The organism is Bacillus sp. AFS098217, from assembly GCF_002551815.1.
GTDB lineage: Bacteria > Bacillota > Bacilli > Bacillales > Bacillaceae_G > Bacillus_A.
Window position 1 is genome coordinate 1 of sequence record NZ_NVPR01000101.1, and the last position, 4730, is coordinate 4730.

4 protein-coding genes are annotated in these 4730 nt (G+C 34.3%); 1 reads left to right on the plus strand and 3 read right to left on the minus strand.

Annotation, left to right across the window (positions count from 1 at the left end; genetic code table 11):
- Both COO03_RS22725 and COO03_RS22730 read right to left on the minus strand, forming a co-directional pair.
- A partial coding sequence (locus tag COO03_RS22725; protein WP_142316268.1) for a M3 family oligoendopeptidase occupies window positions 1–1314 on the minus strand: 1314 nt, incomplete at its 3' end.
- A 449-nt stretch (window positions 1315–1763) separates the two neighbouring features.
- A complete protein-coding gene (locus COO03_RS22730; RefSeq protein ID WP_097899301.1) occupies window positions 1764–2210 on the minus strand; it encodes a MarR family winged helix-turn-helix transcriptional regulator in 447 nt (148 codons plus the stop codon).
- Window positions 2211–2450: 240 nt separating this feature from the next.
- On the opposite strand from COO03_RS22730, the gene COO03_RS22735 reads away from it, so the two are divergent.
- Complete coding sequence (locus COO03_RS22735; protein ID WP_097899302.1) at window positions 2451–3941, plus strand: DUF3149 domain-containing protein; 1491 nt, start codon at window positions 2451–2453, stop codon at window positions 3939–3941.
- Window positions 3942–3970: 29 nt separating this feature from the next.
- On the opposite strand, the gene COO03_RS22740 is transcribed toward COO03_RS22735, so the two are convergent.
- Window positions 3971–4252: an aspartyl-phosphate phosphatase Spo0E family protein gene (locus COO03_RS22740; RefSeq protein WP_097899303.1), complete on the minus strand. Its 282-nt coding sequence runs from the start codon at window positions 4250–4252 to the stop codon at window positions 3971–3973.
- Window positions 4253–4730: the final 478 nt, after the last annotated feature.

Sequence of the window (4730 nt, forward strand, 5' to 3'; positions counted from 1 at the left end):
AGAACTTGGCATACCATAATGCTGGAATTCATCAACAGATACGCCATATGGTAAGAATAACAATGCTGAACTTAAATGAGAGAAATAGTATTTATCTGTATCTTCTTCAAAAAATAATTTCATCCATGGCCATGTGAAAAACTCCATGCTCATAGAGTGAATTTCACACGCTTCATACGTTGGCCAATTATACTCTGGAATTTCGTACTTGCGACTTTCGTATACTTGAAAAGCATGACCAGCTTCATGTGTTAACACATCAATATCACCAGACGTTCCGTTAAAGTTTGAAAAAATGAACGGCGCTTTATAATTTTCAATATATGTACAATAACCACCGCCAGCTTTTCCCTTTTTCGCAACTAACTCTAATAAATCATTATCTAACATAAAGTTGAAGAATTCATCTGTTTCTTTTGATAATTCTTTATACATCGTCTTTCCATGATTGATAATCCAATCAGCATCTCCCTTTGGAGTTGGATTACCTGTTGCAAATTCAAAGTTTTCATCATAGTAAGCTAGTTTTTCTACACCGATGCGCGCTTTTTGTCTATTTCTTAATTCCGTTGCAACGGGAACAATGTAATCTAATACTTGTTTACGATAATTTGCAACCATTTCCGCATTATAATCTGTGCGATACATTCTTGCATATCCAAGTTCAACAAAGTTTTTAAAACCAAGCGTTTTCGCAATCTTCGTTCTCACTTTAACAAGCTCGTCATAAATACGATCTAGCTCTTCTTCATTTTCGGCCAAGAAGCCATAGTATGCTTCGCTCGCTTCTTTACGTGTATTCCTTTCTGTACCTTGCATGAAAGGAATAAGCTGTGATAATGTTCTTTCTTCTCCTTCAAACGGAATTTTTGCAGCCGCTAATAGCTGTGTGTATTGTGAAGATAATTTATTTTCCATTTGTAATTCTTTCACAATTTCTTCTGAATATGTTTTTAATTCACATTCTGCTAACGCGAACAATTGATTTCCATAATAAGCTTCTAATTCAGCACGAAACGGAGAGCTTAGCAATGCTTTATAATATTTTATTACGTATCCTTGTGCAACTGGATAAGCTTCATCAAAGAAATCTTGTTCTTCTTTATAAAAAGCATCTGTCGTATCAACAGAATGTCGAATAGAACAAAGCGTTCCCATCGTCCCAAAATCATTGCGAATCTTATTAATAAAACCAATCGCTTGCTTTTGTTCTTCTACTGTTTTCGCATTTTCAAATTGTTCTAAAGCTGTAGTAATTTTTTCTTGTAATTCTTCTGTATTCGGGCGTTTATATTCATAATCTTTAAATGACATAAATGTGTCTCCTCTCAAATTATATGCATCCTTAACTATAATTCCATTTCCATTTCCGATTCTCCTTTTATTCTTCAACAAAATTCGTCAGAAATTTTAATATTTTCTCTATATGTAATTTCAGAAATATAAAGTGACACTTTAATCAGTGTTTTTTATCCTCCACTGATGATTACCTTCACCAATCGGACTTTTACAGATCGTTTATCTCCCAACTAACTTCTTTAGAAAAGCGGAAGCGGCTCGCTCAGAACCGCAGGACGCCCACGCCAAGGGCAGAGAGACGCCTTTTGCCTCGTCCGAGGGGGCAAAATGACCGGAGATTCTAGCCGCTAGAGCTGGACAATACTTTCGCCGCATTTTGAAGTGAGAGTATGACTGCCCGTTCATGCGGGATAAACAAAAAAAGCCTTAGATTATTTTCTGTCGAAAGCTTTTTTGAATGCCTCTCATTTTTCATATTTTCCAATTTTTTTAAGCAAGGTTAACAATTCATTTTTCTCTTTTTTTGTTAGCATCTCAAAGGCGTGATGTATAACCTTTTCATGATTTGGAAAAATAGAATCGATGAGAGCTTCTCCTGCCTCAGTTAACTGTGCATATATAACACGTCGATCATTCGGACATGGAATTCGTTTCACAAGTCCCTTTTTTTCCAACTTGTCTACAACATATGTAATACTGCCGCTAGCAATTAAAATGCGCTCTCCAATTTGTTGAAGCGGTTGACTCCCTTTATGATATAACAATTCTAATACAGCAAACTCAGTTGGATTTAGTCCGTTATTTCGTATAGATTTATTTGTAGTATCCATAACGGAACGGTGTACACGTGATAATGCAATAAATACTTTTAAAGATTGAGAAATATCTTCTCGCTCATCATTCGATATCATACAATTTCAATCCTTCACTTAAATTCTTAAAAATTAAAGACATTCTACAAAACAAAATGATTCATTACTCTTCATTACAGTCTCCGAGTGATTGTTCACTCATCTTTCTGTTCTCTCTACTTTCTTTCCACATTTTTTATGCATATAATAATACTTGCTGGCAATCATGCTTTGAATAAAAACATGACAATTTTAACATAGTTTATATATAATGATAACAAAAAAGAAGGAGTAGCAACTTTGAACGGAAATTTACGAAGCATAGCTTTTTATATACTGCTTGTTATATTACCAACGCTAGGGATTGGTGCGACTTTGTACTCTTATCACTCCTATCACATGCAACAGGAAAATAAACAAACTGCTCATACTGCTTTATTTTTATATAGGGACTACCTAGATCGTCATCTCGGTGAAGCCATGTCCGCCTTAGAAATGCTCGCTATGGTCGTCAGTACCGAAAACATGGATGGCATCAAGCAAATTGTTCATGATACAGATGAAAAAGACGAGCGTTTTTCTGGACTGTATTACACAAACAAAGATGGTTTCATAACAATCGCATCAGAAGGGCTAACAACACCTATTGACGTCTCAGATCGAGCTTATATACAAGAAGCATTTAAATCTAAAAAAACAACTGTATCATCTGTTATTACAGATCGTGTTCTTGGACATCAAGCTATTATGATTGCTACACCAATCTTTACAAAACAAAAGCAAATTTCCGGTTTATTATTAGCCAGTTTGCGTTTTGATTATATATCGTCTGCTTTAAATGCTATTAAACCACAATATCATTTCGAAGTAACCGATCAGTACGGTGTAGTCTTTCTAACGGATGATAACAATGAACCAAGCGGGCAGCATACTAACATGCTTTCTACTCCACTCCAAAAACTAAATTGGGACGTTTCTGTTTCTCCATTACCTATTCATCAACAGACTTTATATCAAATGGTCATAGTAGAATGTCTCGTTACTTTATTTTTAATGACAATTTTATTTTTGCTCGTTCAGTATATTCTACTGAAACGTCAAACTAAATTGGAAAGGCAACAAAATGAACTGCAAAAAATTGAATTGGTTGGGACTTTTGCAGCTAGTACTGCTCACGAAATCCGTAATCCCCTCACTGGAGTTAAGGGTCTCGTTGCTCTATTAAAAGAAAAATACACCCATGAACAAGATCAGTTCTATTTTTCAATAATTGAGCAAGAAATAGAACGTATCAATGAAATTGTTAGCGAATTTCTTATCCTTGGTAAACCGACAGCAATTACTGAAAAAACATACGATATAAGAGATATTCTCAAAGAGGTTGCAGTAATTATTCAATCCGAAGCAAATCTATATAACATTACGTTTACTTTGAACTTACCAGATTACCCAGTTCATATCCGCTGCTCAAAAGATCATATGAAACAAGTGATTTTAAATATTACAAAAAATGCAATTGAAGCTATGTCATCTGGTGATACATTGGCAATTATAGTAACCAGTAATAAAGAGCACGCGCAATTACAAATTATTGATACAGGAAAAGGTATTCCAAAGCATATTCAAAAACACCTCTTTCATCCGTTCTTTACTAGTAAAGATACCGGAACAGGCCTCGGACTTGTCATATGCAAACGAATCATAGAAATGTATGGTGGACATATTTTGATTGATAGCAAAGAAAATAAAGGAACCACCGTTCAGATAGAACTTCCATTAGATTCAGTATAATTATCCTTCTCTCAGGAGGGTAATTATACTTATTTCATAAAACCAGTCACAAATATTTTCCAAAAAGCACTTGATTTCCCTCCATATCCTATTTGGAAAATGGGTATCTTCAAATATAATGACCATCTTGATGTTTGTTTTTCTTTATAGCGCTGATACTGTAAAATGAGCTTGTCCAATTCTTGGCTCACTTGAATGGTTTCAGTATTATCTAATCCATTCGTTAAACCTAAATGAATCATTTCTTCACGCTTCATACGAATATCACGCGAAAGCTTTTCCATTGTGTACTTCCGTTTTGCTATAAGCATCCATATCCCCCTCATTGTTCTTCCATACTCTTCACTCCATACATTCAGACTGCAAATGTATATCGCGTTTGAATTTGAATACTCAGAAATTTTAACAATTTCTCCCTGTAATTTACAAATCTTTATCTCACTTTGAGAATTATTACAAATTATTCTATCTTTGTAAATACATTCGCAATAATAGACATTTTTTTTATGTTATTTTTTTACAAACTATAGATAAACCCTGCTTTTCTATTTTTTAATTTATTTTTCTTCGACATTTTTTGTTTAATTTAACTAAAAACGCAAATCATAATGATGATTTCATTTTTAGTCAAACGATCTATATAAATCCATTTTAATTTTTCGACATCTAAATCCCTGCTATGCAGAATAAAAAATAACCTACACTCGTTTGCTCTTTCTGTTTTCATTTCGCATGGGGCGGAAAAAGGCACTGACCGCTTCTATGCATGGCCAGATGCTCTCTCCCATC